Raw genomic sequence first — 22,159 nt, 5'->3', positions numbered from 1 at the left:
TCATGCAGTTCACTGGAGTGCTGTTCTTTCCCGTCACCCCGTTTTCCGCCTCCGGTTCGGTGGATACCGCCAGGCTGCGTGAGCACATCAGGTCGCGCCTGGATTATCAGCCGGGAGGGGTCTTTCCCGCGTGCGGCACCGGCGAGTTCCACGCCCTCGACATCGAGGAGATCCGCGCCGTCGTCATAACCGCCGTGAACGCCGTAAACGGGCAGGTTCCGGTGATTGCCGGCGCCGGCGGACCGCTCGGGCACGCACGCGCTGCGGCTCGTGTTGCCGAGGAGGCCGGGGCCGATGCGCTGCTCGTGCTACCCCCTTACCTCGTCAAGGGGCCAACCGACGGGCTGGTTGCCTACGTCGAGGACGTCGCTGCCGCCTCGAGCCTGCCGGTCATCATCTATCACAGGGCAAACGGTGCGTTTACAGCCAGTGCCGTTGCCCGTCTGGCCGCCAATCCGAAGGTGATCGGGTTCAAGGACGGTGTGGGCGACGTCGGCCTGGCGCAGGAGATCGTGTCCGCGGTCGCCGCCACGGGTCGCACGGACTTCCAGTTCTTCAACGGCCTGCTGACCGCTGAGCTCAGCCAGGGTGCCTACCGTGGACTCGGGATTCCGCTCTACTCCTCGGCTGCGTTCGCGATGGCGCCAGAAATTGCCACCGCGTACTACCGCGCGTACATCGACGGGGACGAACCGGCGCGGCACCGTCTGCTCGAGGGGTTCTACGCGCCGCTGGTGCGCCTGCGGGACCAGACTCCCGGCTTCGGCGTCTCGCTGATCAAGGCTGGGCTCCGGCTGGACGGGTTCGACGTCGGTTCCGTCCGCCCGCCGCTGGTCGACCCGACTGAGAGTCAGCTCGTGGAACTCAAGGGCATCCTTGCCGCCGGGCGTGAGCTTGTGGACGCATGAGCCCGAAAATCACGGGCTTCTCCGCCCGTCTCATCACGGTTCCGCTACCCCGCCCCTGGGGAGCGGATGTGCAGGAGAACTCCTTCCTGGCCACCACTGTGACAACCGACGACGACGGCGTGGGCCACGGTTTCTCGTGGACGCCGACCATCGGGCCGCACGCCGTGCTGGCGTTGCTGGAGCATGACATCGCGCCGTTTGTTGTGGGATTGCCAGCGCAGGCAGAGCCGGTCTGGGACGCACTGTGGGCCCGTCTCCATGAGGCAGGCGGGGGAGGGCTGACCACGATCGCCATGGCCGGCGTCGACCTCGCCCTCTGGGATCTGGCCGGGCGGCAGTCAGGCTGCTCCGTGCCTGACCTGCTGGGCCGGCGTCGTGAGACGGTACCGGTCTACGGATCGGGAGTGAACCTGCACTACAGCCTCGAGGAACTTCTTGAGCAAGTCCAGCGGTGGGTCGCCGAAGGCCGGCAGGCCGTCAAGGTCAAGGTAGGCAAACCGGACCTCCGAGAGGATGCCGAACGGATCGCCGCCGTCCGGGAGGTCCTTGGCCCTGACCGGGCGCTCATGATCGATGCCAACCAGCGGTGGGACCTGCCCAACACCCTGCGGGCGCTCGACCGCCTCGGCGAATACGGCCTGCACTGGCTTGAGGAACCCATTCGTGCCGATGACCTCTCTGCCTACCGGCGGCTGCGTCGCTCCTCACCCGTCCCGATCGCGCTCGGTGAAAACGTGCACACTATCTACCGGTTCCGTGACTTCATCGAGGCCGAAGCCGTGGACATCATCCAGCCCAACATTGTCCGGGTTGGCGGAATCACCCCGTTCCGGCGCATCGTGGAGCTGGCCAGGGCCAACAGCATTGCTGTCGCGCCGCACCTGCTTCCCGAGCTTTCGGGGCAGCTTGCGTCCACGCTCGCTGAAACGGCATGGGTGGAAGCGGTCGACGGTGCCACCCTGGCCGAGCTGGGCGTCCTCGCAGGTCCGTCGCCGGTCAGCATCACGGAGGCCGGACTTACGGTGAGCGGCCAGCCGGGTCTCGGGTTGGAGCTCAGGCGCTAAGGCTCCGCCCACAGCGTATCCCGGAACTTTCGTGCAGCTCTGGCGGGTTCCCACGCTTGTGAGTCGCCAGAGGTGCACGAAAGTTCCCTAAACCTCCAGCGTCACGGGACGCATCAAACCGTTCACCTCGACCGTGGGCCACCGCTCGTCCACGCTGAGCACACGAATGCCTTCGGGAGTCAGCAGTACCGTATCCTCGATCTTCACGCCGGGCCCGGAGGGGTTCCACGTGAACGCCTGGTTCAGGACCACAGGGTCGCCGGTCGAGGCCGTGACCCGCGGGTCCCTGCCCGCGTAACCGGCGGGTCCGCCCTGGTGATGCAGCCGCCACTGATCTGCGCCGAAGCCGTGCACCTCGTACGAGCTGCGGATCGTCTCGAAGATCCCGTCCAGCCGCGCACCCGGAACAGTGGCGGCGAGGATGTCCGCCTCCACGGCGGCGATCCTCGCTTCGGCGTCGCGCTCGGCGGCCGTCGATCCTTCGAAACGCACCCAGCGCGTCACGTTCGCGACCATGCCCTTGCGCCGCGCACACACCACGGCCATCGCCCGCCGTCCAAGCGGTGCCGCCGTCGGCAGCGGGTGCCGGAAAGCGGACCGCTCCCGGCCGTTACACAGCAGGACCAACGGTTCCGCCCCCATCGCGATCACCCGGGCTGCCAGCTGCGCGGCGACATCGCGTTCGGCGGTATGCGGCCGAACAGCCGAGAGCACGTCGGTCAGGGCCCCGGCTACCTCGCGGTTGAGTTCGGCATACTGCTCCGTCTCGACCGGCAGGAGAGACTGCCGCGCCTCGCGCAGCTCACGCCGGACGCTTGCTTCCTCAAGCGGTCGCGAGGGTGCCAGCCGGCCGGCGACGTCGTGCAGGGATCCGTGCCAGGGAACAGGATGAACGACGACGTCGGCCGGCAGTTCCTCGCGCATCAGCCGGTCCGCTTCGTTGTTGAAAGTCACGAGGTGGTCGCGCTCGCGGTCAACCAGCAGTATCGCGATCGGATCACCTGCGAGGCTGATATGGAGGCGGCTTCCACCGAGGTACCAGGTCATCGCCGTGTTGGTGGTCAGCAGCAGGGAGTCGTGCCCGGTGCGGTCCAGGATGGACATGACACGGCTGCGTTTGACTGCGCGCTCGTCGAGATCCGCTACGGGATCCGCAAAAGATTCAAGCCCGGGCTCGGAGGTGGTGGTCATGGGTGCCTTTCGTGGGCCGCGAGGATGCGGACGGCGTCGGGGTCCAGGGCGCCGTCGGCAATGAGAACGGTGACGGACCGGGTCAACGGGATACTGCGCGTGACGCTGACCGGCCGGTCCCACGCAAGCGCAAGCCCCACACCGGGATAGCCCTCGGAACGCACAAACCAGGGATCGGGTGCGTTGTCATTCGGCAGGAAGAGAAGCGTTGCCGGCCGGCCCGTGAAGCTGCCCTGCCAGCACAACCAGTCGGACACCGTTCCGTGGACACCGGCCTCACCGGAGGCGTCCGCCGTCGTTATTGAAGTGTTTTCGCAGGCGGGCAGGCGCCAGAAGAAGCCGCCGTAGCCACCGCCATCCCGGCCGTTCGATCCGGGGCTCCCCAGCGTTACCGTGCCTTCGCCGGCGGGTGTTAGTGCGAAATCGATCGTGAGGGCCCACGCGGCGTCGTTCACTGTGCGCCAGCTGATGTGGCGGGCTTCATGCAGCAGCGCGGTGCCGTCGGGGCCGCTCCAGCGCAGGGTCTCCTCAAGGGAATCGCCGTGGTGCGCAAGTGCCGTGCGGGAGATCCGGCCGTGGTCCGGGCGCCACACATAGCCCTGTTCCTCGCGGCGATAGGTACGTCCGCCCCAGAGGTTGGTTCCGTTGACGTCCTGTACCGCAATTCCGGCGCCGAGGTGCCACACGTGGTCTGCGGGGAAATGATCGCTGACAACTACGCCGGCGCGTGTGGTTACGGGATGGAGGTAAGGACGCGGTGAAAGGAACGGCGCGACGTCGGTCCCGTCCCGGTACGAGCCGACTTCACCGCCGTCAAGCACAAGCGGAACGGACGACGATGACGGCCGCGCCCAGCCCGGATCCAGTTCACGGAAGGTGGCCTGGGCCAGGCAGGTCCGCTGCAGGAGGTCCTCGATCCCATGCACTACGGGGTGAGCGTCAGCTCCCTCGCCGGTCCAGGTGACGTACGCAGAATCGATCGGATGTGGCGGTGGGGCCAGCCGGACGGCGTCAAGCACCCGCATGAACGCGCCGGAGGAAGCGAGCGGGCTGATTAAGGCCGTCCCATGGACACGTTGTTCGAGTAGATTCGTCAGGAGGTCCGCGCGGCCGAAACGCTCGGTGGCAGTGCCCTCGGACGTGGTGATGACCAGCTCATCCTCGGTGTAGTAGAGGACGGCGGTGCCCTGTGTGCCGTGGAGCGTGACGCTTGGGCGCGTCTGCTCCGCGGCACACAGGGTGAGTGCGAGCGTGACCACCGTGCCGGAGGCGGTACGCACCCGGATGGCGGACGTGTCATCGCACTCGATGTCGTGTGCCCGGTACAGGTCAGTCTCGACGGTAGCCACGTCGGACGCTTCCCTGGCACCGGCCACACGAAGGGCGGTCGCGACCGCATGGGCAAGCGGATTGGTGGCCACGCCGTCGACCACGTCCACTCCATCCAGCGTTCGCTTTCCCGCCCAGCGCGAGCGCGCAAAGTAGCCCCGGGTCCGCACCCAGGCTCCCTGCGCGCTCACGCCGCGGACCGAACCCAGCGTCCCCGTTGCCACGAGATCGTCGAGCCGGTCCAGCGCTGCCGAGCCCAGGCTCTGAAACCCGGTCTGCACGGCGACGCCGGCTTTCTCCGCCGCGGCGAGGAGGGAGTTGTACTGCTCCATCGACGCCACCGGAGGCTTCTCCACATAGACGTCGGCGCCCGCCTCGATTGCCATGAGCGCGAGCGGCGCGTGCGCCTGGATGGGGGCGGCGATGACGACGACGTCGGGCGCCGCCCCTGAGGCGAGCAGGTCTTCCAGGTTCGCGAACACGCCGACGTCGGCACCCAGCGTCCCGGCGGCAGGAGGGCGGGGGTCCGCCACGGCAACCAGGCGGGCGGCGCCGTCGTTCTCCAGCTTGCGGAGATTCTCCAGATGGCTGGCGCCGTATCCATGGACGCCCACCAGTGCCACCCGCGCAACGCGGGTACTTTCATCGACCGGGTACCCGGAGCCGTGCGTCAGCCGGGGTGCGGAGTCGAGCATGTTCGTGTTCCGTTCCTGGAATGATCAGCCTGCGCTGATCATTCCTTCTATTTCGGCGGTCATTTGTTCGGTGGCCTGTTCGGGTGTCAGCTTGTCGAAAAGGACCTCGGAGACGTAGCGCTTGACCATGTCCTGGACACCGCCGGCTCCCACGGGGGAGGGCAGCGGCGGTTCGGCCATGTCAGGGCGGATCTCGTCGAGGAAGTCCACTACCGCCTGATCGTTCTCATCCAGATCCGGAGCGATGGCGGCAGCCATGTCCGGGTTGGCGGGGACGCCGCGGTCAACGAGCATCTTCTTTGCGGCATCCGGGTTGTTCGCGAGGTAGTTCACGAACTCGGCGGCTGCTTCCTGATCATCCGACTGGCTTGAGATGGACCAGTACATGGAGGCCTTGTAGTACATGCCGTTATCCGCTGCGGTTCCGCTGTCCGATGGGACGCGCAGCATCGTGACGTCACTGCCGCTGGCCGTGCGGAGGGCGGAGAGCTGGTTGGACCAGTACCAGCCCATCGCTGCCCGGTTGGTCGCGAAGCCGCCGGCTTCGAAGGAGCCGGACATTTCCTCGGTGTACCGGGCGGCGCTCGGTCCGCCGCCGTCGCGTACTTCGAGGAGGTGCTCGAACCACGCCGTGACGTTCTCCGGCGAGTAGCCCACGGTGCCGGGTTCGGCGTCGTTATAGAGGTTTTCGCCGTGCTGGCGAAGCCAGATCCTCAGGTCCACGTCCTGCGCACCGTAGTCGGTGCCCACGATGTCGCCGCCAAGTTTCTCCTCCAGTTCGGCGGAGATGCGATAGTAGTCATCCCAAGTCCAGGTGGTGTCATCGGGCAGTTCCATGCCGGCCTGCGCGAACAGGTCCTCATTGGCCATGACCACATAGGCGTTCTGCCCGGTGGTCAGTCCGTAGAGGCCCTCCTCGTAGCGCCCGAGGTTGAGGGCGGCGTCGTCGAACTTGGACGTATCCAACCCTTCAAGGGTGCTAAGGTCAGCCAGTGCGCCGCGGCCAGCGTACTCCTGCAGGTACTTTTCGTCCATGGTGATGACATCCGGGGCGTCGCGGCCTGCTGTGGTTGTCGCGAGTTTGTCCCAGTAGCCGCCGAAGTCCGAGTATTCACCCTCGATGGTGATGCCCTCGTTTCCGGCCTCGAACAGATCGATAATTTCCTGATTGGCCACGTGGCGGGGGTCTGAGCCCCACCAGGAGAAGCGCAGGCTTCCGTCGCCTGCCTCCGCGCTGCCGCCATTGCCGCAGGCGCCGAGCGAGAGGGTGAGTACGACGGCGGCCGTGGCGGCCGTGAGGGTACGGGTTGGGCGGGAGGATCTTTTCATCTCATGTTGTCCTGTCTTCCGGATCAATGGTGTCTGGTCAGCCCGCGCTGATCATGCCTTCGATTTCTGCTGTCAGCTGCTCGGCGGCCTCTTCCGGCGTGAGGTTGTCGAAGAGGACTTCCCCGACGTAGCGCACGATCGTTTCCTGGACCGTTCCCGCGCCGATGGGCGAGGGCTTGGGGGAGTCGGAGACCTCGGGTTCGATCTCTTCGAGGAAGGAGACGACGGTCTGCTGGGATTCATCGAGCAGCGGTTCAATCGCGGCTGCCATGTCCGGGTTGGCCGGCACGCCGCGGTCCACGAGCATCTTCTCCGCCGCGGCCGGGTCATTGGCGAGGAAGTCCACGAAGTCGGCTGCGGCGGCCTGGTCATCCGATTGGCTGGAGATGGACCAGTACATGGAGGCCTTGTAGTACATGCCGTTGTCCTCGGCGTTGCCGCTGGGGGAGGGCACCCGGAGGATGCGGATGTCGTCTCCGGTGGCGGTGCGCAGGGCGCCGAGCTGGTTGGACCAGTACCAACCCATGGCCGTCTTCTTCGTGGGGAAGTTCTCCGCCTCGAAGGTGCCGGCCGCGGCCTCGGTGAACTGTGCCGCGCTGATGCCGCCGCCGGTGTCGCGGACGTGGAGCAGGTGCTCGAACCAGGAGAGAAGGTTCTCCTGTGAGTAGCCCACCGTGCCCGGCTCATCCTCACTGTAGAGTTCCTCGCCGTTCTGGCGGAGCCAAATGCGCAGGTCACCATCGAGCGCACCGTAATCAGTGCCCGCGACCTCGCCCAGGTTTTCGCTGATCGTGGCCGAGATCTCGTAGTAGTCATCCCAGGTCCAGGTGCTGTCATCCGGGATTTCAACGCCGGCTTCGGCGAAGAGGTCAGCGTTGACCATAACGGAGTAGGCGTTCTGGCCGGTGCTCAACCCGTACACACCGTCCTCGTAGCGGCCGAGGTCCAGTGCGGATTCGGGGAACTTGGACAGGTCCAGGTTCTCGAGTTCCGTAAGGTCGGTCAGTGCGCCGCGGCCGGCGTATTCCATGATGTATTTCTCGTCCATGGTGATGACGTCGGGCGCGTCCCGGCCCGCCGTCGTCGTCGCTAGTCTGTCCCAGTAGCCCGAGAAGTCGGCGAATTCGCCGGAGATGGTGACGCCCTCGTTGTTGGTTTCGTAGATGTCGATGATTTTCTGGGTGGCCTCGTGCCGTGGGTCCGATCCCCACCAGGAGAAGCGGAGATTGCCGTCGCCGGCGGACTGGCTGCCGCCGTTACCGCAGGCGCCCAGTGCCAGGCCGAGCACGACGGCGAGGGAAGCGGCGGTAACAGGGCGTGAGAATTTCGTCATTGAATTTCCTTGTCATTGAGCTGTCGTTTGTGCGGTGCTTATTTGATGCCGGTGGTGGCGATGCCCTTGACCAGGTATTTCTGGCCGAACAGGAACACCAGGAAGACGGGTAGGAGGGAAACGATGGACATGGCGAACATCGAACCCCAGGAGGAGGTGGCGGTGCTGTCCACGAAGGAGCGCAGGGCAACGGGCACCGTGTACATTTCGGGGTCAGTCAGGTAGATCAGCTGGCTGAAGAAGTCGTTCCAGGTCCAGATGAAGGTGAAGATGGTGGTGGTTGCCAGCGCGGGCATCATCAGCGGAAGGATGATGCGGGTGAAAATCCGCACGTGCCCGCAGCCGTCAATGCGCGCAGCTTCGTCCAGTTCCTTCGGCAGTCCGCGGATGAACTGGACCATGAGGAAGACGAAGAACGCGTCCGTGGCCAGCAGTTTGGGGAGCACCAGCGGGATGAAGGTGTTCACCCAACCCATCTCGGAGAAGATGATGTATTGCGGCACGATGATCACGTGGATGGGCAGCATGATTGTCATCAGCATGATGGCGAACAGCAGGTTGCGACGGCGGAACTTCAGCCGGGCGAAAGCGTAGGCTGCCATCGAGCAGGAGACCAGGTTGCCGATGATCGAGCCGATCACCACGATCATCGAGTTGATCATGTAGTGCCCGAACGGTGATTGGAGGGCGTTCCAGCCTTCCGTGTAGTTGCTGATCTCGAAGGTGTCGAGCCAGAGGCCCGCCTCGCGGAAGATCACATCGTTGGGCCGAAGCGAGCTCACCAGCATCCACAGCAGCGGGTAGAGCATGATGATGCCGAAGACGGTGAGGAGCAGGTGCTTGAGCAGGCGGCGTCCGGTGCTTCCGCTCAGTTCCTCGGTGTTTTTCTTCCGGCTGGCCGGTGGTTCAGTTCGCTTGGGCTCAGTTGCGGGCGTGGTGCTTGTCTGGGGCGCGATATTAGTCGTCATAGAACACCCACCATTTCGAGGCGATGAAGTTGATGAAGGTGAAGGCCGCGATGATGAGCAGCAGCAGCCAGGCCATTGCTGAGGCGTAGCCCATGTTGAAGTTGCCGAAGCCCTGTTGGTAGAGGTACAGCGTGAAGAACATGGTCGAATCGGCGGGGCCGCCGGTGCCTCCTGAGACCACGAAGGCCTGGGTGAAGGACTGGAAGGCTCCGATGATCTGCAGGACGAGGTTGAAGAAGATGATCGGGGTGAGTAGCGGGGCGGTGATGGTGGTGAACTGCCGCACTTTTGAGGCGCCGTCCATGGCCGCGGCCTCGTAGTACATGGTCGGAATCTGGCGAAGGCCCGCCAGGAAGATCACCATCGGAGCGCCGAAGGTCCACACGTTGAGCACCATCAGGGTGCCCAGGGCGGTGGAGGGATCGGCAATCCATCCCATGCCTTCGATTCCGACGAGTGCCAGGAGCTGGTTGATCAGCCCGTCCGTGCCGAAGATCTGGCGCCACAGCACCGCGATGGCAACGGAGCCACCGAGCAGGGACGGCAGGTAGTAGATCGAACGGTAGAAGCTGAGGCCCCGCATTCCGCGGTCCAGGATCAGCGCGAGCGCCAGTGCCGCGATGAGCTGGAGGGGAACGGAGACGAAGACGTAGAGGAACGTCACCCCGAGGGAGTTCTGCAGCCGGGTGTCCTCGAACATCCGGAGGTAGTTCTCCAGCCCGGTCCATTCCGGTGGCTGAAGCAGGTTGTAGTCGGTGAAGGAGAGGTAGAGGGACGCCGCCATCGGGCCGATGGTGATGACCGCCAGGCCAACCAGCCAGGGTGCGAGGAACAGGTAGGAGACCCGCTCCTCCTTCTTCTCGGCGGCGGTCAACTTCCGCTTCTTTGCGCGCGGCTCCTTTTTCAGCCGCGACATCTCAGTCAAAGCTGACATTGCCGGTCCTTCCCGCACGTTGGCGGGCGCGTTGCGACGCCGCCGTTCGTGCGTCGTTCGGAAGCTTCATGGTGAACCTTCTGTCGGTTGTTGGGTTCTTCCGGTGATCTCGAGAAAACGCTTTCTCGAGGATTTCACTCGACCCTAGTGTGTGACGCGGCGCACGTCAAGGAAACGTTTTCTCAAGTGCTTTCGTGGTGTCACATAGCCGCACGTTTCGTGCCTTATCGCATGAGGGAAGTGCTGAGAAAATCCACCGATTCCCTCAGCATCTCAGCGGAGACTGCGTGGCCGCCGTCGTGCCAGGTTCCTGTGTACCGGCCCGGTGCATCGCGCCTGAGCTTGGTGTCGGCGTCGTGCATGCCTGTGTGGGTGAAAAGGTGATCCTGGCGCGCGTACTGCATGAGGTAGTGGCAACCGGGATTGATGCCGGCGAGATCCGGCCAGTTGAATGTCCTGCCGAGGCCGGGTGTTGCAAGCAGCCAGGAGTGGGAATCCATATGGGCGGGAAAGAGGCCCTCGAAAGTGGTCATCATGCAGGAGACGACGGCGGCGCGTACCTCGGGTGCAAGGGCGCTTAGTACCAGTGCCCTGCCGCCTCCGCCGGAGAAGCCGCCGACGGCGATCCTTGCGCTATCCACCTCAGGGAATGTGGTTAGCAGTTTGAGTGCCACGAGATCCTCGAAGGCGACAACGCCTGCGTAACTGGTCCCGAGCAGGCCGGCGGTCTTGGCTACGACGTTCTCGTGCAGCGCTGCGGCAGCGTTGTACTCCATGGCTTCGGTCGGGTGGATGCCCTCTGCACGCCACAGTGCGCGGCGCGCGGCCATGCCCTCGGCTACGCGCCCCGACGGTTCGTCCAGGTTGAAGCGTCTGCTTCCCCAGGTGAAGGAGTCGTGGACGAGGACGGCGAAGCCCGCCTTCGCCAACTCGTTTGCGATGGCCTGCCCCGAATACAGGTCCTGCTGCAGTGCTCTCACTTCGGGACTGTTGCCAAGGCCGGCGTCGATCAGCCGCTCGGCGCCGAGCCACTTGTTGCCGCCGTGGCAGTGCAGCCACAGCACTCCGGGGAGTTTTCCGGGTTTTCCGGGGTTTCCGGGCCTTCCCTCCGGGGTCAGGAGGTAGGCCTGCGTGGGCGGTCCGTACGGGAGTTGCCAGCTGAGCTGCCGTATCCGGACCTCGTCCACCACGGTTTCGGGTCCGCTCTGAACTCGAGTTTCGGGGGCCGGGCCCGGTACACCGAGCGCATCGATGAGTTGGGCGCTCGCCTTGCTGTGTGCTTCCAACCGACCCATGCGGCGGATTGCGTCGGGCCAGTCTTCGTATCCGGCGATCGGGCTTGGGAGCGAAGTCATGCCCGAGAGACTACCGTTTGCTTTGTGCTGGTTGCCTGGACGTGAACCGGGCCGTCGCCGGGACGGGTCAGCAAGCCGGCCGTCCCGGTGAACGGGCCTGTTCAGCGCGCCAGTCGTCCCAATGAACGGGCCTGTTCAGCGCGCCAGTCGTCCCGGTGAACGGGCCTGTTCAGCGCGCCGGTCGTCCCGGTGAACGGGCCTGTTCAGCGCGCCAGTCGTCCCAATGAACGGGCCGTTTCACTGGAATGTCTGAACATCCCAGTGAAACCTGTGTTTCGGTGGGAGGATCGGCGAGGATGTGAATCATCGGTGTAGCGCAATGAAGGAGTCGATACGATGACCAAGTACCTGATCTCGTTTCCGAGTGCCGCAATGGTTGTTCCCGACGAGGAAATGCGGGCAGTTTCGGATGCTTCGCACGCGGTTGTGCAGGAGGCCAAGGATGCCGGTGTGTGGGTGTTCGGCGGTGGAATCGATGAGAGCGTTCCGCCGGTCATGGTCGACGGCGATGGAACAGTGACTGAGGGCACCTATGCGCAGACGAAGCAGCTCGAAGGCGGTTACGCGGTGCTGGAAGTGCCCTCTCGCGAGGAGGCACTGGAGTGGGCTGCCAGGTTCGCGACGGCTTGCCGGTGTGCGCAGGAGGTGCGCGAGTTCGGGTACGACCCGGCGAGCTGACAAGGGGTGGAGCTCCTGTGCTCCGTCGGCGAGGAGAATGCGGTTTTCGCGTAGAATTGACGGTCTGCTCGACGCCGCATTGCTGCTAGGCAGACCCGACAAAGCCAAGTGCATGACTCGCGGCACGTGCTGCCGACGCCACGAGCGGGCCAAGCCGGTCGACATCCCCAAAAGTTACCCGCTGCGTCGGGAACCCGAGTCCAAGTACCGCCACAAGAATCCCGGAGACGTTGAACACGGGCGCGGCAATTGAGCCGACGTCGCTGTGCCGTTCGCCGAACGCCGCGAAATATCCCTGCTCTCTCGTTTGTTTTACCTGATGATCGAGCGTAGCCAGACTGTCCGGGGTGTCAGGGGTGAACTTCGAGAGTGGACTGCCTTCAAGGGTCGGGCGGGCTTCAGGATCGTAGGCGAGGAAAATTTTGCCGGGTGCGCCGGCATGGATCGGCATCACCATACCGACCGTGAACGGACGCATGACAACATGCCTGGTCTCCGCCACCGAAACGATCGTCCGGAAGGAGCCGTCGCGCACGTACAGGCACGCCGTTTCGCCTGTCTCATCACGCAGGTTCTGCAGGATCGGTTTGGTGAGTTGGACGATGTCCATTCCAGTGGTTCCCGTCGAAGCCCATCGAACCAGTCGGATGCCGATTCGGTACCGGTCGCCGTCGCGGTCCAGGTATCCCTCGTGAACCATGCTCTGCACCAATCGCTGGCAGGTACTTGAGGGCAGCCCCGTCTGCCGGGCGAGTTGCTGAAGGGTCGGCTCAGGCGACTCGGGTGTGAAGCAGTCGAGGATCTGACTGATCTTCTGCAACACCAGGATTGGTGCCGCGCCACGGGAACTTTCTGTTGCCACGGATAGGCCTTTCGAGCGGAGATTGACGCGTCCATCGTAGTAGCGGAGCGAGGAAGACTTTGACATATCGTGATGGAACCCACATTATGGGATAACAACCCACCAGACGGGTTTGCAGTCTGGGCTTACAAAACACAACGTCGTGAAGGACGCATATGAACACCGCTGCCGCATGCTGCGAAACAGAACCGGTCCAGGCGCCGGCCAACACCTCCCGGGTCGGGCTTATCGTCCCGAGCTCGAACACCACCATGGAAACCGAACTGCCGGAACTGTTCCGCCGCCAGTCGGAGGCCACCGGGCACCGTTACACCTTCCACTCGGCACGCGCCGGCATGAAGAAAGTGAACCGGGAAGAGCTTGCCGCCATGGTGGGCAAGGCCGCTGATTGCGCCGCTTCCGTTTCGGACGCCGACGTCGACGTCATCGCGTACGCATGCCTCGTCGCCGTGATGGCGCAGGGCACGAACGCCCACGTCGGATCGGAGGAAACAATCTCCAGGGCTGCCTCTGATAACGGCCACCCGGCCGAGGTGACCAGCAGTGCTGGCGCACTGGTGCGGACCCTCCAGGAAATCGGCGCGCGCCGGATCGCGATGATTACTCCATACGTTCCCGCGCTCACTCAGACGGTGTGCGAATACATCGAAGGCGCCGGCATCGAGGTGGTCGATTCGGTTTCCCTGTCTGTTGACAACAACCTTGCGGTGGGCCGGCTGGACCCGCAGCAGCTCCCCGGGATCGCCCAGAAACTCAATCGGGAAGGCGTCGACGCCGTCATTCTGTCTGCGTGTGTGCAGATGCCGTCGCTCGCCGCGGTTCAGACTGTCGAAGATCAGCTTGGGGTTCCGGTCATCACGGCCGCCGTCGCCACGACGTATGAGATCCTCAAAGCTCTAGGCCACACACCGGCAATTTCGGGTGCCGGACGTCTGCTCGCCGGTGACCTTGTTCCGGCGAAGAAGTAGGACAGCATCATGTCACTTGCCCTCATCGCCTTCCTCGTTCTTATCGCCGCCTTTGCGTGGGGATCGTTCACCCGCGTCAACGCCGGTCTGATTGCGCTCGTCGCCGCATTCATCGTCGGCCCGCTGGTCGCCGGGCTCGACATCAAGGAAGTGATCGGCGCCTTTCCCGCCGGGCTCTTCTTCATCCTCGTCGGTGCAACGCTGCTCTTCGCGATCGTTCGCGTGACCGGCACCATCGACCTCATGGCCTACTGGTGCGAGCGGCTTGCCGGAGACCGCAAGATTCTCGTGCCGATCCTGATGTTCCTGCTCACCGCCGCATTGGCGGCCGCCGGGGCCTTCACTCCGGCAGCCATCGCGATTGTGGCGCCTGTCGCGCTCGCGCTGGGCATGCGCTTTGGCATCAGCCCCCTCGCCATGGGCCTCGTCATTGTTCAGGGCGCCAACGCCGGAGCTTTTTCTCCGGTGAACCCGTTCGGTGTACTGGGGAACCAGATGCTGGACAGCGCTGGAGCCTCGGGCGATTCCGGGAAGCTCTTCCTCTACTGTTTCCTTTTCAACGCCTTGCTCGCCGTCATCGCCTATGTGCTCATTCAGGCCATCATGAAGCGCCGCGCCGCCAAGCGCGGCGAGAGCAACAGCAGCGCCGCATCCGTGAACGACGACGGCGGCGCGCCCGCCGGCGGCGGATCACCTGCCGGCGCTGGCACGCTCACGGCCACCCGCCTGGAGACCCGCACGATCACCAAGGTGCCGGTTACGCCGATGCGAATCCTCACCCTGGTTGCCCTGGTTTCGCTCCTGGTGCTGACAACCATGTTCGGCATTGACGTCGGCGTCGCATCGTTGATCATTTCGCTTGTTCTTATCGCCGTGAACCCGGGCGTGCAGAAGCCGGCCTTGGAGAACATGCCGTGGAGCGCGATCATCCTGGTCACCGGGATCGTCACCTATGTAGGAATGCTGGAAGCGATGGGTGCCCTCGATGAGCTCCAGGCAGGCATCGAAAGCCTGGGCAACGGTTCCATTGCCGCGCTGGTAACCAGCTACGTTGTCGGCATGGTTTCGGCCTTCGCGTCGACCACCGGAACGCTTGGCGTCATCAGCCCGGTGATCACGCCGATTGCCATGGACCCCATGCTGACGCCGATCGGCGTTATCACCGCCGTCGCCATCAGTTCCTCCGTGGTGGACGTCAGCCCGATGTCCACGAGTGGTGCGCTGCTGATGGCCAGCGCTCAGCCGAAGGACGAGCGGATGTTCTTCCGTGCGCTGCTGCTCTGGGCAATCGCGATGATCGCGGTCGTGCCGTTGCTGGTGTGGTTCATTTTCGTCCAGCTCGGCATCGGCTGATCCGATTCCACCCGCTCGGGAAGAAGGCCGGGGAACCTCCGCGATAATTGTTCAGTCGCGGAAGTGCCCCGGCCATTCCTCTGCCCGGATTCGGGAGATCCGGCGGATCTGGCCGGCCGTGCCCCACTCGTCCCGACCGAGACGCGAAAGCGGCTGGAGCTTTTCGATTAAGGGATGATTGTCCTCAAGGGCATCCTCGTCGACCGCGGCGTGCAACACCTCGCCTAGGACAATAAAGCAATCACCAACTGGGATTATCCGGTTCAGCAGACATTCAACAGAGACCGGCGATTCCTTCACGCGCGGGACCGCAATCGTGAGACTGGGCTCACGGGTGAGGTTCACGGCGTCGAACTCGCTTACTCTCCGGCCAAAAGCGGTGCCGGTGGCGTTCACCTTCTCGAACAATCGCTCAGTTGCGAGATTGACCGTGAACTCACCGGTTTCACGGATGTTGTTTAGGGTGTCCTTGCAACCGACCGACGTGAACTGTAGGACCGGCGGTTTCACCGAAGCAACTGTGTAGAAGGAATGGGGAGCAAGGTTGTCGACGCCCTCAGCGGAGCGTGAAGCGACCCATGCAATGGGGCGTGGAACCACTGTTGCAGTCAGTAGCCGATAGAACTGGGTGTCGGAGAAATTATGCCGGGAAAAGTTCTTGCGCATGCTTCGAGCCTATGCGCTTGCCCGGGACCGACGCTCGGCCAGGACACCGATCGCCTCAAGCGCCATTCCTGCTGTCATAGCGTATCCCGCGTTGTGCCATGCCCCGGTGTAACTGCCGGGTTCGCTGCAGTCTTCCGAGGAGAAGCACGCACGTGTTGACACCGGATGGGTCAGGTGCGGCTCGCAAGAAGTTCGTCGAGCCGCTCGTAGCCTTCACTCATTCCGCCTTCCATTCCGGATTGCGCCATACCGTCGCGTGCTTCCTGGCTGGGATAGACCGAGTGCCCGATGACCTTCGATCGCCCGCCGCCCAAATCCTCGAACGTCATGAATTCGATGCTGACGACGTCGGGATAGCCGTCGAACTCGAAGGTCTGGATTGCGAACTCGTTTTCCCGAACGGTGTGGAACACACCGCTGAAGCCGTACGCGGCGCCGTCCGGCCCGGTATGGATGTAGCGGTAGCTGCCGCCGGTGCGGAAGTCGTAGTGGTCGATTTCCATCTGGAGCCCGCGCGGCCCGAGCCACTGTGAAATCATCGCGGGGTCCTTGTGTGCCTCGAAGACGGCCTCGATCGGGTAATCAAACTCCCGCTCGTAGTCGATGAAGGGAGCGCCTTCCGGCACGGTGAGTTTCAGTGCGTTGCTCATGATTGATCCTTGCGTGAGAGGCCCTCGCGGGCTGTGCTTGTTTTGGTTGCGAGTAGGTTGTCGAGTGCGCGGAACTGGCTCTCACGGACAAGCCTGTACTGGTCAATCCACGCGGTCAGCGCCTCCAGTCGCGCAGGGTTCAGGTGTACGGGACGGCGCTGAGCATCGCGCGAACGCGTGACCAGACCCGCCTGTTCCAAAACCCCAATGTGCCTGGAGATCGCCTGTTTGGTGATGCTGAATGGTTCGGCCAGCTCGTTGACGGTTGCAGGACCCCGGCTGAGGTGGGCGATGATGCGTCGACGGGCAGGGTCGGCCAGTGCCAGGAAGGCCCGGTCGAGGAGCTCGTCGTCGTTCATCGTCAACCTAATCCTTTATAAACGAGTTGGTTGATTAAGAAGATAGACCTGATTCGCTGATGGTGTCAAGCGTTTTTTGGCAGGACCGTATCGCTCATCTGGGCACCGCTGGAACTGGGCACCGCTAGAACTCGGCACACTAGAAAGGCGGCGGTGGCTCGGGCACGGCGGTATAAGTCTCGCCGCCGAATGAGGTGACATCCGGTACGCCTTGATTGTCCTGCCTCGCGGACCAGATGCCTTCGGTTTTCAACATGTGATGGAGCTTGCACCGGGGTAGGAGGTTACCCAACTCCGTTTTCCCGCCGTGTGCCCACGGAGTGGTGTGATCAAGCTCGGATGACCAGGATGAGCGGTTGCATCCGGGGTGAATGCAGGTCGGATTATTGATCCGGACCCAGTCCTGCAGATGTTTGGGCGGCCGGTATCTGTCCCTTCCAACACTGAGTACGGCGCCGGTTTCCGGATGCACGAGGATCCTGGTGAAACTCGGTGCATGCGCGGCCAGGTTGCGTGCCGTCTCCGGACTGATCGGCCCGTAACCGTCCAGCAATCCGTTCACGCAGCCGACGAGATCAGGTGCACCATCAGGACCAGTACCGCCGTCAACCTTGGTACCACCGAAAACAATGTCCTTGGGACGCGCCTCCGCGCTGGCGCCCTCTGACCTGTCACCGGTTGAACCGCCACTGGTTGAACAGTTGTCGTATGACTGCGCGTCGTTGAGGGGGACGTCGTCTGAAATGTGTCCAGCGCGCGTCTCCTGCCAGTCGGCTCGTTTCTTGCCGAGCAGCGTCATCAGCGGGACGGTAACGAACACGTTCGCGCCTATTCCGCGGAAGCCGGTGCCGTTCTTCGGATCGCCTGTGCACGTGTGGGTGAGCACGTCGGTGAAGACGTCAGCTCGTAGTTGGGACAGGGTTCGGGGCTCCTCGGAGCCCTGAAGGGAGCGTGCTGCGGAGTCGACCCGATTGAAAATTCCAAGCGCTTGCTCCGCGGGCAGGTACGCGCCCAGCCATGCCATCCCATCCTGTTCATGGGCGATGGTTACGGTTCGGTCCTTTACCGCCCGTGACCGGCGCTCGGCGATCGATTCCGGGTGCAGTTCCTCGCGCAGCCGCCGGCATGCGCGGGTCAGCTTGGGGCGCGTCATGGCCCCGGCGGTTTGCAGGACACTCGCTTCAAACGTGGTTACTGCCTCATCGGGAATGGACCCGGATTCCTCCACAATGACCTGCGCCTGGACTGCACTGATTTTGCCTTGGTCGAGTTCCTGCCACGTACCCGGAAGTATCTCGCTCAACCGCAACGCCTCCCCGAGCATCCTGTGCGCTGTCCGTCCAGGCACCCGCAGCAATGGCGCTATCTCCTGCGCCGCAACGGTGAAGACGAACCGCTGATCAGCGTCCCCGGTCCGGAGCTCATGACCTCGCACGGAATGGAACACCCGTGCAATCAACGCGGCCTTACGTGCGGCGGCCCACGATTCCAAACGGTCTGCGGCCCGAAGCCGTTCCAACGTGTCCGACAGGCTCTCGGGCTGATCGGACGGGGCTACGTCATGTAACCTGCCCACCAGCCCAAACACTGAAGCGTTTTCGGCTGAAGCCTGTGCTGGCTCGCGGGACAAGGCATCCGGTTCCTCGGTTCCTTCGGGATCCAAGACATACGCAAGCGGAACCTCGGACCAGCGCAATGACGCCTCGGCGTAGGCATCCTCAAGGGTCATCCCGCTTCCGTTGTTCATAGAAAGAGTCAATCACTCGCCTACGACATTTTCGGATCGCCCTCATCGGCCGCGGAAAGCCGGGTGACTACGGCTTCGTCTTACTGCCTCAATAGTGCATCGAGTGTCAGGGGCGCCGAGCCCGTCAGGTCACGTACCGCCGTCGTCGTCCTCGCCAGTTGGCCGGATGCGATCGCGGTGTAGGTGCTCACCCACGCGTCGAGCTGCCACTGGGGTACACCGTAATGGGCGCGCGAGGCGTAGGCCTCCTCGACCGTCTCTTCCTGGTAACGGACTTCGCGCCCGGTAATCTTCGTGATGGTCGCGGCCGCTTCTTCGAGCGAGAGGGCCGCCGGGCCGGTGAGATCATATGTCTTCCCACCGTGCGCGTCGGGGTCTTGAAGTACGACGACGGCGGCGCGCGCCACGTCGGTCCGTGCCACGGCAGCGACCCGGCCGTTGCCCGCGGGACCGCGGATGACGCCGTCGTCGTCGGCGAAGAGCGGGAAGAAATCCAGGTAGAGGTTGTCACGCAGGAATGTGAAGTCCATGCCGGAGCGGCGGATGTGCTCCTCGGTGGCCCAGTGGTCGCGGCCGAGGGTGAAGATTGAATCTTTCGCGGCGGCGAGGAAAGAGGTGTAAACGATGTGCTGGACGCCGGCCTCTGCGGCGGCGTCAATGAAGGTGCGGTGCTGGTGGACGCGGTCTTCGGCTTCCGAGGCGGAGACCATGAAGAGGATCTCGCTTCCGCGTAGTGCATCGATCGCGGACTGCTTGTCGGTATAACTGCCTGTCGCGATGCGGGCGGCTGACAACTGGGGCGCCCGTGCCGGGTCGCGTACGAAGAGCTTCTGTTCGAAGCCCGCCGCCGACAGACGGCGCGCCACTTCTCCGCCAACATGGCCCGTTGCACCCGTGATTGCCAATTGGAGAGTCATGCAGGGTGGAGCGCTGTAATCGTTGGTGCTATTCCCCGAACGCGCAATACTTCTTGAATGCGCGGAGTCGGGCCGGTGGCTGACCACCGGCCCGACATCATGCGCTCTGGTTAGGAGAAGAGCTCGAAGTCTTCGAAGAGCTCTTCCAGCTCGTCGAAGAGGTTCTCGAGTTCATCGAGGAGGTCGTCGAGGTCTTCGTTGCTGCTCTCATCGTCGCCTTCGGTTGCGGCGTCGACTGCTCCGGTGACGTTCGCGTCGGCTGCCAGTCCCAGTCCGAGGTCTGAGGTGAGGTTGCTGTCGGTGTTGTTGTCGTCACCCTCAACGACCCCTTCTACAGCTGCGTCGAGGTTGGCGTCAGCTGCGACATCGAGTCCGAGGTCGGAACCGAGGCTGCCTTCTGAGGAGTTGTCGTCGCCTTCGAGAGTGCCTTCGAGGGCGGCGTCGAGGGCTGCGTCGAGGTTGGCGTCAGCTGCGACATCGAGTCCGAGGTCGGAACCGAGGCTGCCTTCTGAGGAGTTGTCGTCGCCTTCGAGAGTGCCTTCGAGGGCGGCGTCGATGTTGGCGTCGGCTGCCAGTCCCAGGCCGAGGTCTGAGGTGAGGTTGCTGTCGGTGTTGTTGTCGTCGCCTTCAACGGTGCCTTCGACAGCGCCTTCGAGGGCGGCGTCGACGTTGGCGTCAGCTGCGACACCGAGACCGAGGTCTGAGGTGAGGTTGCTGTCGGTGTTGTTGTCGTCGCCTTCAACGGTGCCTTCGACAGCGCCTTCGAGGGCGGCGTCGACGTTCGCGTCAGCTGCCAGTCCCAGGCCGAGATCCGAGGTCAGGCTGCCTTCTGAGGAAGAGTCCTCACCTTCAACGGTGCTTTCGACGGCGGCGTCGACGTTCGCGTCAGCTGCCAGTCCTAGACCGAGGTCTGAGGTGAGGTTGCTGTCGGAGGAGTTGTCGTCGCCTTCAACAGCGCCTTCGACGACGGCGTTGACGTTCGCGTCGGCTGCCAGTCCCAGTCCGAGGTCTGAGGTGAGGTTGCTGTCGGTGTTGTTGTCGTCGCCTTCAACAGCGCCTTCGACGACGGCGTTGACGTTCGCGTCGGCTGCCAGTCCCAGGCCGAGGTCTGAGGTGAGGTTGCTGTCGGTGTTGTTGTCGTCACCCTCAACGACCCCTTCTACAGCTGCGTCGACGTTTGCGTCAGTTGCGACATCGAGTCCGAGGTCGGAACCGAGGCTGCCTTCTGAGGAGTTGTCGTCGCCTTCAACGGTGCCTTCGACAGCGGCGTCGACGTTCGCGTCAGCTGCGACACCGAGTCCGAGATCCGAAGTGAGGCTGCCCTCCGAGGAAGAACCCTCACCCTCGAGAGCGCTTTCGACAACGCTCTCGACCGTGGCACCGACCTCGAGGTTGATGCCCGTATCGGCCAGGAGGCCCTGGTCGCTGTCGAGGTCCAAAGCTGATGCGGCGCCCGCTCCGAAGAGCAGAATCCCGCCGGCAAAAAGGGTGCTGCAAAGCCCCTTGCGTACAAACGAGTTCATGGTTATTTCCCTTACTGAATTGATGTGCCGAATGCCGGAAATGGCATCGGAAAAACCGTCTGCTGCACAACAAAGGCGCAGCGGAGGCCACATCAATCAGGTGAGAAGCCGTGCTCCGAGGCTAGGGAATGGGGAAGATCTTCATCGTCGGCGGCATTGGATGCACTGCCTGCGATGGAAGCTGAGAAGTAGCCGTTCGGAAGGTCTGCGGGTGCGTTGCCGCCGGAATCTGCTGCCGTGCGCAACGAGGATCCCGACGACGACGAAGAACCGGCAGGCGCCGCCGAGGGCGTCGAGCTCGGATCGCCTATCGGGAACCTGGGACGGTCATTCACCGATGCCTGGATCGCCGCAACACCATCCGCGACGTCAGCGGCAACCGTGCTGCTCGCTGCATGAACGCTTGGTGCCGGAATGAAAGTTTCAGAGAGAACCGACTCGGCGCCCGAGGCAAGAGTTGAGGGCTCATCAACTGGTGATTGGTCAGCCGGCACAACCTCAGCCGGCACAACCTCAACCAGCACAACCTCCACTGGTGCAACGGGAGCGGGCGTTACGGGCTCAACCGGAACAACGACTTCAGGCGCCGGCGCAACAGGAGCAGGTGCAACAGGCGCCGGCGCAACAGGGGCGGGGATCACTGGAGCCGGTTGCTGGACCACCGGGGGAACAACGGGACCAACAACCGGCAGCTCAGTGACAGCGTCGACAACCGGCTCGGTGACCGATCCGACAACCGGAATGTCTTCCACAACGTCGACCACGGGTGCGGTAACACGGCCAACTACGCGTGTGAGCGGCTCCGCGACGTCAGCTACAACGTCAGTAACGGGTGCCGTAATGGATTCCACGGGCTCGACGACGGCGTCAGTCACCTCGGTGACTTCGCCCAGGGTCTCTTCAACCGGCTCAAGCAGAACCGGCTCAAGCAGGCCATCGACTAGGCCGGAGCTGGACTCGGACGAAGATTCGGACTCCAACAAGGAGTCCGACAACAACGAGCCAGCCGCAGAGTCCGGCGATGTAAGGGGTCCGAGGAGGCCGCCGTCGTCGGCGTTTGCCGCCACTGCTCCGAATAGGAGCCAACCGAAAGCGACCGTCAAAGAAGCAAAAAGGACACGGAAAGCAGCGCGCAGCGAACGTTTACCGTGCTGCATCGCTCACCCCCTGCTACAAAGGCGGCGCAAAGATTACTGGCGCCGCGGAGACCGTGTCACGAGCAATTCGGACACCTACCCGGCGTGGATGGGTGGTATTTCAAATTCATCCCAACTTCTCTCGCGAGTCGCGTGCGCGATGCATCGCCGTCGTTCTTCGTTTCTACCGTTGA

General features: G+C 63.6%; 20 protein-coding genes. 5 read left to right on the top strand and 15 right to left on the bottom strand.

What is annotated here, in order from left to right:
* Nucleotides 1–2: 2 nt before the first annotated feature.
* Together BJ994_RS14740 and BJ994_RS14735 are read left to right on the top strand one after the other, a co-directional pair.
* Nucleotides 3–908 carry a 5-dehydro-4-deoxyglucarate dehydratase gene (locus BJ994_RS14740; protein WP_167995188.1) on the top strand — a complete coding sequence of 302 codons (906 nt, stop codon included), beginning with the start codon at nt 3–5 and terminating at the stop codon, nt 906–908.
* The gene (locus BJ994_RS14735; RefSeq protein ID WP_167995187.1) at nt 905–1,972 is read left to right on the top strand and encodes a mandelate racemase/muconate lactonizing enzyme family protein; all 1,068 of its coding nucleotides are present in this window, start codon (nt 905–907) and stop codon (nt 1,970–1,972) included. Before BJ994_RS14740 ends, BJ994_RS14735 begins: the two co-directional genes overlap by 4 nt.
* A gap of 87 nt (nt 1,973–2,059) precedes the next feature.
* Here the strand turns inward: BJ994_RS14735 and BJ994_RS14730 are convergent, their stop codons facing one another.
* The 7 genes from BJ994_RS14730 to BJ994_RS14700 all read right to left on the bottom strand — a co-directional run bounded on the left by BJ994_RS14730 (nt 2,060) and on the right by BJ994_RS14700 (nt 11,106).
* Entirely contained in the window at nt 2,060–3,163 is a 1,104-nt protein-coding gene (locus BJ994_RS14730; RefSeq protein WP_167995186.1) for a M24 family metallopeptidase, read from the bottom strand.
* The gene (locus tag BJ994_RS14725; RefSeq protein ID WP_167995185.1) at nt 3,160–5,187 is read right to left on the bottom strand and encodes a DUF6807 family protein; all 2,028 of its coding nucleotides are present in this window, start codon (nt 5,185–5,187) and stop codon (nt 3,160–3,162) included. The genes BJ994_RS14730 and BJ994_RS14725 overlap by 4 nt, the downstream gene beginning before the upstream one ends.
* 24 nt (nt 5,188–5,211) lie before the next feature.
* Entirely contained in the window at nt 5,212–6,516 is a 1,305-nt protein-coding gene (locus BJ994_RS14720; protein ID WP_167995184.1) for an ABC transporter substrate-binding protein, read from the bottom strand.
* Nucleotides 6,517–6,553: 37 nt separating this feature from the next.
* Entirely contained in the window at nt 6,554–7,849 is a 1,296-nt protein-coding gene (locus BJ994_RS14715) for an ABC transporter substrate-binding protein (RefSeq protein WP_167995183.1), read from the bottom strand.
* A gap of 38 nt (nt 7,850–7,887) precedes the next feature.
* Nucleotides 7,888–8,817 (bottom strand): carbohydrate ABC transporter permease, encoded by a 930-nt coding sequence (locus BJ994_RS14710; protein ID WP_167995182.1) that lies wholly within the window; start codon nt 8,815–8,817, stop codon nt 7,888–7,890.
* A complete protein-coding gene (locus tag BJ994_RS14705) occupies nt 8,807–9,751 on the bottom strand; it encodes a carbohydrate ABC transporter permease (protein ID WP_167995181.1) in 945 nt (314 codons plus the stop codon). Before BJ994_RS14705 ends, BJ994_RS14710 begins: the two co-directional genes overlap by 11 nt.
* A gap of 224 nt (nt 9,752–9,975) precedes the next feature.
* Entirely contained in the window at nt 9,976–11,106 is a 1,131-nt protein-coding gene (locus BJ994_RS14700) for an acetylxylan esterase (protein ID WP_167995180.1), read from the bottom strand.
* Between the two features lie 336 nt (nt 11,107–11,442).
* Here BJ994_RS14700 and BJ994_RS14695 point away from each other — a divergent pair, with 336 nt between their 5' ends.
* On the top strand, nt 11,443–11,784 hold the full coding sequence (locus BJ994_RS14695) for a YciI family protein (protein ID WP_167995179.1): 342 nt from the start codon (nt 11,443–11,445) through the stop codon (nt 11,782–11,784).
* Nucleotides 11,785–11,869: 85 nt separating this feature from the next.
* Here the strand turns inward: BJ994_RS14695 and BJ994_RS14690 are convergent, their stop codons facing one another.
* Nucleotides 11,870–12,646: an IclR family transcriptional regulator gene (locus BJ994_RS14690; RefSeq protein ID WP_342450390.1), complete on the bottom strand. Its 777-nt coding sequence runs from the start codon at nt 12,644–12,646 to the stop codon at nt 11,870–11,872.
* Between the two features lie 155 nt (nt 12,647–12,801).
* Between BJ994_RS14690 and BJ994_RS14685 the strand changes: the two genes are divergently transcribed.
* Both BJ994_RS14685 and BJ994_RS14680 read left to right on the top strand, forming a co-directional pair.
* Complete coding sequence (locus tag BJ994_RS14685; protein ID WP_167995177.1) at nt 12,802–13,614, top strand: maleate cis-trans isomerase family protein; 813 nt, start codon at nt 12,802–12,804, stop codon at nt 13,612–13,614.
* 9 nt (nt 13,615–13,623) lie between these two features.
* The gene (locus BJ994_RS14680) at nt 13,624–14,967 is read left to right on the top strand and encodes an SLC13 family permease (protein WP_167995176.1); all 1,344 of its coding nucleotides are present in this window, start codon (nt 13,624–13,626) and stop codon (nt 14,965–14,967) included.
* Nucleotides 14,968–15,018: 51 nt separating this feature from the next.
* Here the strand turns inward: BJ994_RS14680 and BJ994_RS14675 are convergent, their stop codons facing one another.
* From BJ994_RS14675 to BJ994_RS14645, 7 genes are all read right to left on the bottom strand, one after another.
* A complete protein-coding gene (locus BJ994_RS14675; protein ID WP_167995175.1) occupies nt 15,019–15,633 on the bottom strand; it encodes a flavin reductase family protein in 615 nt (204 codons plus the stop codon).
* A gap of 170 nt (nt 15,634–15,803) precedes the next feature.
* Complete coding sequence (locus BJ994_RS14670; protein WP_167995174.1) at nt 15,804–16,283, bottom strand: SRPBCC family protein; 480 nt, start codon at nt 16,281–16,283, stop codon at nt 15,804–15,806.
* On the bottom strand, nt 16,280–16,642 hold the full coding sequence (locus BJ994_RS14665) for an ArsR/SmtB family transcription factor (protein WP_167995173.1): 363 nt from the start codon (nt 16,640–16,642) through the stop codon (nt 16,280–16,282). Before BJ994_RS14665 ends, BJ994_RS14670 begins: the two co-directional genes overlap by 4 nt.
* A gap of 139 nt (nt 16,643–16,781) precedes the next feature.
* A complete protein-coding gene (locus tag BJ994_RS14660) occupies nt 16,782–18,389 on the bottom strand; it encodes an HNH endonuclease signature motif containing protein (RefSeq protein ID WP_167995172.1) in 1,608 nt (535 codons plus the stop codon).
* Nucleotides 18,390–18,469: 80 nt separating this feature from the next.
* Entirely contained in the window at nt 18,470–19,306 is an 837-nt protein-coding gene (locus BJ994_RS14655; protein WP_167995171.1) for an SDR family oxidoreductase, read from the bottom strand.
* Between the two features lie 110 nt (nt 19,307–19,416).
* A complete protein-coding gene (locus tag BJ994_RS14650) occupies nt 19,417–20,829 on the bottom strand; it encodes a hypothetical protein (RefSeq protein WP_167995170.1) in 1,413 nt (470 codons plus the stop codon).
* 92 nt (nt 20,830–20,921) lie between these two features.
* Nucleotides 20,922–21,986, bottom strand: coding sequence for a hypothetical protein (locus BJ994_RS14645; protein ID WP_209066903.1), 1,065 nt, complete (start codon nt 21,984–21,986; stop codon nt 20,922–20,924).
* Between the last annotated feature and the right edge of the window lie 173 nt (nt 21,987–22,159).

This window comes from Arthrobacter pigmenti, from assembly GCF_011927905.1.
GTDB lineage: Bacteria > Actinomycetota > Actinomycetes > Actinomycetales > Micrococcaceae > Arthrobacter_D > Arthrobacter_D pigmenti.
The sequence above is the reverse complement of the archived record's forward strand: the minus strand, read 5'-3'. Positions and strand labels throughout refer to the sequence as shown.

Bases quoted from the DNA above. Each gene is read 5' to 3' on its own strand.
- BJ994_RS14735 (WP_167995187.1), top strand. From the start codon at position 905: ATGAGCCCGAAAATCACGGGCTTCTCCGCCCGTCTCATCACGGTTCCG.
- BJ994_RS14650 (WP_167995170.1), bottom strand. From the start codon at position 20,829: ATGAACTCGTTTGTACGCAAGGGGCTTTGCAGCACCCTTTTTGCCGGC.
- BJ994_RS14695 (WP_167995179.1), top strand. From the start codon at position 11,443: ATGACCAAGTACCTGATCTCGTTTCCGAGTGCCGCAATGGTTGTTCCC.
- BJ994_RS14655 (WP_167995171.1), bottom strand. From the start codon at position 19,306: ATGACTCTCCAATTGGCAATCACGGGTGCAACGGGCCATGTTGGCGGA.
- BJ994_RS14725 (WP_167995185.1), bottom strand. From the start codon at position 5,187: ATGCTCGACTCCGCACCCCGGCTGACGCACGGCTCCGGGTACCCGGTC.
- BJ994_RS14665 (WP_167995173.1), bottom strand. From the start codon at position 16,642: ATGAACGACGACGAGCTCCTCGACCGGGCCTTCCTGGCACTGGCCGAC.
- BJ994_RS14680 (WP_167995176.1), top strand. From the start codon at position 13,624: ATGTCACTTGCCCTCATCGCCTTCCTCGTTCTTATCGCCGCCTTTGCG.
- BJ994_RS14685 (WP_167995177.1), top strand. From the start codon at position 12,802: ATGAACACCGCTGCCGCATGCTGCGAAACAGAACCGGTCCAGGCGCCG.
- BJ994_RS14740 (WP_167995188.1), top strand. From the start codon at position 3: ATGCAGTTCACTGGAGTGCTGTTCTTTCCCGTCACCCCGTTTTCCGCC.
- BJ994_RS14675 (WP_167995175.1), bottom strand. From the start codon at position 15,633: ATGCGCAAGAACTTTTCCCGGCATAATTTCTCCGACACCCAGTTCTAT.
- BJ994_RS14720 (WP_167995184.1), bottom strand. From the start codon at position 6,516: ATGAAAAGATCCTCCCGCCCAACCCGTACCCTCACGGCCGCCACGGCC.
- BJ994_RS14660 (WP_167995172.1), bottom strand. From the start codon at position 18,389: ATGAACAACGGAAGCGGGATGACCCTTGAGGATGCCTACGCCGAGGCG.
- BJ994_RS14700 (WP_167995180.1), bottom strand. From the start codon at position 11,106: ATGACTTCGCTCCCAAGCCCGATCGCCGGATACGAAGACTGGCCCGAC.
- BJ994_RS14730 (WP_167995186.1), bottom strand. From the start codon at position 3,163: ATGACCACCACCTCCGAGCCCGGGCTTGAATCTTTTGCGGATCCCGTA.
- BJ994_RS14670 (WP_167995174.1), bottom strand. From the start codon at position 16,283: ATGAGCAACGCACTGAAACTCACCGTGCCGGAAGGCGCTCCCTTCATC.
- BJ994_RS14705 (WP_167995181.1), bottom strand. From the start codon at position 9,751: ATGTCAGCTTTGACTGAGATGTCGCGGCTGAAAAAGGAGCCGCGCGCA.
- BJ994_RS14715 (WP_167995183.1), bottom strand. From the start codon at position 7,849: ATGACGAAATTCTCACGCCCTGTTACCGCCGCTTCCCTCGCCGTCGTG.
- BJ994_RS14710 (WP_167995182.1), bottom strand. From the start codon at position 8,817: ATGACGACTAATATCGCGCCCCAGACAAGCACCACGCCCGCAACTGAG.
- BJ994_RS14645 (WP_209066903.1), bottom strand. From the start codon at position 21,986: ATGCAGCACGGTAAACGTTCGCTGCGCGCTGCTTTCCGTGTCCTTTTT.